The sequence below is a fragment of the Nostoc sp. CHAB 5715 genome (assembly GCF_020829685.1).
Taxonomy (GTDB): domain Bacteria; phylum Cyanobacteriota; class Cyanobacteriia; order Cyanobacteriales; family Nostocaceae; genus Nostoc.
This window is the reverse complement of record NZ_JAIVFR010000683.1, coordinates 1-4,254: the sequence shown is the minus strand read 5'-3', so window position 1 is coordinate 4,254 and position 4,254 is coordinate 1. Positions and strand designations below refer to the sequence as shown.

The 4,254-nt window shown below is 44.3% G+C and carries 5 protein-coding genes; all 5 read right to left on the bottom strand.

Features of this window, described 5'->3' with window-relative positions:
* Nucleotides 1-261: 261 nt before the first annotated feature.
* On the bottom strand, nt 262-1,098 hold the full coding sequence (gene trpA, locus LC574_RS28970) for a tryptophan synthase subunit alpha (protein WP_229457087.1): 837 nt from the start codon (nt 1,096-1,098) through the stop codon (nt 262-264).
* On the bottom strand, nt 1,095-2,009 hold the full coding sequence (trpC, locus tag LC574_RS28965; RefSeq protein ID WP_229457086.1) for an indole-3-glycerol phosphate synthase TrpC: 915 nt from the start codon (nt 2,007-2,009) through the stop codon (nt 1,095-1,097). The genes trpA and trpC overlap by 4 nt, the downstream gene beginning before the upstream one ends.
* A gap of 237 nt (nt 2,010-2,246) precedes the next feature.
* Nucleotides 2,247-3,692, bottom strand: a complete 1,446-nt coding sequence (locus LC574_RS28960) for a ScyD/ScyE family protein (protein ID WP_229457085.1) — start codon at nt 3,690-3,692, stop codon at nt 2,247-2,249.
* A gap of 102 nt (nt 3,693-3,794) precedes the next feature.
* A complete protein-coding gene (locus tag LC574_RS28955) occupies nt 3,795-3,959 on the bottom strand; it encodes a hypothetical protein (RefSeq protein WP_229457084.1) in 165 nt (54 codons plus the stop codon).
* 45 nt (nt 3,960-4,004) lie between these two features.
* Nucleotides 4,005-4,254 (bottom strand): hypothetical protein (locus LC574_RS28950; protein ID WP_229457083.1); only part of this gene is annotated, 250 nt, incomplete at its 5' end.

Below are 4,254 nucleotides of genomic sequence, written 5' to 3'. Positions count from 1 at the left end.
AGCTAGTAGCTAACTATTGGTTAAGCTCCAATCCCCTGTTTTTTAACCAACCTTTGATGTAGTGCTTAATGTATAGCAGTCCTAAATGAATCGTGAAGCACGTCTTGTGCGCCGCCGGATGAATTTGTAGAGAATCTATATCAATACCTTTCCTTTGTCTTCCTTGTCCTCGCAAGTCTTCCCTTGTCTTCACCGATTGGAGTTTTTATGACTCAAATAGGACTGCTATAGTAGATTTCACCTGTCACCAATAGTTAGCTACTAGCTATTGGTGACAGGTGAATTTGCTTTCTTAGCTTCTGTCGTAGTAATTGCTGCTTTCAGAGTTTGACAGAATTCCTCAACTGCTTGCAGTCCTTGGCTTGGCGTACCCGTTGCCAAACGTTTTACAAAAGCACTACCCACAATTACGGCATCAGCGCCCCAATCTCTCAGCTGACGCGCTTGTTCCGGTTCTGAGATCCCAAAGCCAATGGCAATCGGCTTGTCGGTTAGACTTCGCATCTGCATCAATAAATCCTTAACGTCTGCTTGTATATGAGAGCGTATGCCTGTAACACCAGTAACACTTACTAGGTAGATAAATCCTTGAGACAAATGGGTGATCGCCTTAATACGTTCCTTTGAACTGGTAGGAGCAACTAACAAAATCACCTCAATTCCCATAGCATCGGCAAGTTGTAGCAGCTCATTTGCTTCCTCCATTGGCAGGTCTGGCACGACCAATCCTCGTATTCCTGCAACAGCAATTTGGTTGAGAAACTGCTCAATGCCCTGGTTCAAAATCGGGTTGTAATAAGTAAATAAGATTAGAGGTGCTCTTAGACTGGGACTGACCGCTTGAACTACTTCCAAAACTTGCTCCAATTTGGTTTCTCGTTGCAAAGCGCGGTTAGCAGCAGCTTGAATTACAGGTCCATCTGCCAGTGGATCTGAATAGGGAACGCCCAATTCAATCAGGTTAGCACCATTACGGTCTAAGACCCGCAAAACCTCTGCTGTTGTCTCCAGGTCAGGATCACCAGCTGTGACAAAGGGAATTAGGGCGCAAGAGTTACGAGCGCGTAAAGATTTAAAGCAATCAGAGATAGAAATCATAGAAGAGATGAGGAAAGGGAGAGAGGATCGAAATTTAATAGACTACGCACAGCCTGTTCTAGATCAGTTTGCTTAAGTAAAGACTCTCCAATTAGAACGGCACGGGCACCAGCCTCAGCCATAAGAGCTAAATCAGCGCGTGTATATAGTCCAGACTCACTTACAACCGTTATATCCAAGCTTTGCAACTGTTCCCGTTGCTGTGCCATCAGTCGTTGTGCGGTTCCTAGATCGGTCGTAAAATCCTCCAGATTACGGTTGTTAATCCCCAACAAGCGCAGTTCTGAAAGCGATAGCACTCGATCAAGTTCTGTCAAGGTATGCACCTCTACTAGCGCATTCATACCTAAACTATGGACAATTTGCACAAACTCTTGAAGCTCTTGTTGCGAGAGAATAGCGGCAATCAGCAACACGGCATCTGCCCCAGCTACTCGCGCTAGATAAATTTGGTAAGGGTCAATAATGAACTCTTTGCACAGCAGTGGCAGTGCTACGCTTTGTCTAATCGCACGCAGGTTGTCAAAACTACCTTGGAAAAATTTCTGATCGGTTATCACTGAGAGACAGGCAGCACCGCCTCGCTCATATGCCTGAGCAATCTTTACTGGGTCAAAGTCGGCACGGATTATTCCTTTACTAGGTGACGCTTTCTTGACCTCTGTAATCAAGCTAGGTTTGTTGGGACTTTGCCGTAGGGCCAAAAGGAAATCTCGCAAAGGAGGGGCAGCACCTACCTGATTTTGTAGATCTGCTATGAGCACTTGCTCTCGCATTAGTACGACTTCATGCTGTTTGTGCCACACAATCTCTTCGAGAGTATGGCGCGGTTTTGCCGATTGAGCAGCAACTTGGCTGTTTATTTCATCAGCAGCAAGGGATTGAGTTGGCTGATTGTGGAAATTTTGCATATGGGAGGCTGAGTTATAAAATACTAACCAGAGCATTAAATAGTTAACAATTTAGACGGCTGCGTAAGCAACGTGCTTCTCGTGGAAAAAGTTTTGCACAACTTGAGGCTGACGTTGTGTACTAGACCTAACAGCCCTAGAGCTTAACTTGTTAAAGATGCTTATTCAACTCAGCTTGAGTAGTACATGGTTCTACTATGACCACTGAAGTTGCTGCATTCCTCCAATTTTTTTGAGCTACTGACCTTGCTGTTGACGCTTGTGCTTCAGCCATGCACCACTACCTACAGCACCGAACACGAGTAAGCCCAATGTTGAAGAAGGTTCTGGAACAGATGCTACTCCATCAATGCTATCAACTCGAAGCACCTCCCCGTTTCCTGGACCAATACCTTTGTTGACAATATAAATCTCACCACTAGGATCAACTTCAATGCCAGTAGCCGACTCCAGTCCCTCACCTGCCGCAATAAGAGTTGTGCGCGTGCCATCGGCAGTTAGTTTGATTAGAGAACCAGGTAGGGCTGCTTCATCTTCACCCTTCCACTGTGACTGGTCTGCAAATTGTAGGACTAGCAGATTGCCATCTTTATCAAACCTTAAGTCAGTGATCTGCGTAAATCCATCAGCGTAAACTTGTGGTTTACCATCATCCCCAATCCGCCAAATTCGAGCTTTACGTTCTTGGTATGGGAAACCAGAGTATTCACCAACGTATACAGAGCCATCGGGACCAACTGCAATACCTGTGGGTACTGCTTGAAGCTCCACTTGATTCGCGCTCTGTTCACGTGGCAGAACTATGTCTGGTGCCTCTTCATCAGTAGTTGGTGGCAGCCCTGGCTGACCAGCAGTCGGCAGTGGTTCTCCGCTCGACCCTGCTCCGGCAGAAGGTACTGCCGACTCTGGTGCCGCAGGTGGAAACTCTGGGTTTTCTACGATTCGTGTAGGAATTGGAATTGCTGAGACGTTACTGCCGTCTAGTTTTACATTCCAGACAACATTCGCGCCACCATCAGCAATGTAAGCAGTATCACCCTTAATTGCCATAGCATAAGGGTTGCTAATTACGTCTTTACCGTCAGGATTACTGACAAGTTCATTTTTCGCTAGATCGGTAATAAGTGTGTAATTACCTGTGTCCAAGTCGATTTGGTATAATTTTCCTAGGTCAGGAGTATTTAATGCTTGCTCTGGTGGAAGTGTAGGAGCAATCATTGTTTGCTCGGATGGGAATTGGACATTAGCAGAAAGGGCATTTAGTTCTGCATCTCGATTTGCCGGATTACCCCCAAATCCACTAATAAAATACGCATTGCCTTGGGAATCAAATTTGAGGTCTTCAGGACCAGTTGCTTGATTTTGAGAGGGCTGTGGTGCTGAAGACTGAAAATTGCTGATTAAGTTCTGCCGCAGACTGTCAGGCGTAATTTTGACAATAGCACCAGTCTTACCAGCACACACAGGTTCAAATGATGTAAAAGGTGCAGGCCAGCAAGCTCCACTTCCTCCACGACCTGCCTCTCCCACATAGAGATTACCATCAGGACCATAAGTAATACCACGTGGATTATCAAAACCATTGGCAATTACTGTGAACGAAGCAGCTTGTACAGCTTTCAGTTCAGAACTGATGGCAATACAAAGAGTTACAAGTGTGATAGTAAATTGTTTGAGCTTCATACTCTTAGATATTACTAAAATATAGATTGTTTGGGTTCTTCCCAACTTGGTAGTGCTGCAAAAAATTTGAAAAACACTATTAGTAGTGTTGAAACATATATACTACAACTCTACTATTAGCGTCTGAAGAAATTTTTGCAACACTACCTGTCTACCTACTTTCAAGCTGGCAAGAAAGCGATCGCGCTCTACCTCTAAGTTAAGCTGTTTATCCGGCGTCCAGTCATCTGAATTAAGATGGTTCGCGGTAGTATTGTCATGTGTCAAGTCAATTTTTCCATAAGTTTGTGAGAAATACAGGACAATACAAAACTATCGTATGGAGAACTTGTTTTCCTGTGCAGCTAGAAGTGAGAGATTAAGATTGTTCTCTAAAGCATCGAATACTACATCTATAAAGTTGTGAATAGTTTGCTTTTGAGCTTCACTTTTAAGAGGCATCTCTTTGAAATTAAGGCGCTCAAAATAATTATCATTTTCAGAATGCACCAGGTAATGGCGATCGGATAAGTAATCGAGCCTAATGTCTTCATACGATAGTTTTGTATTGTCCTGTATTGCT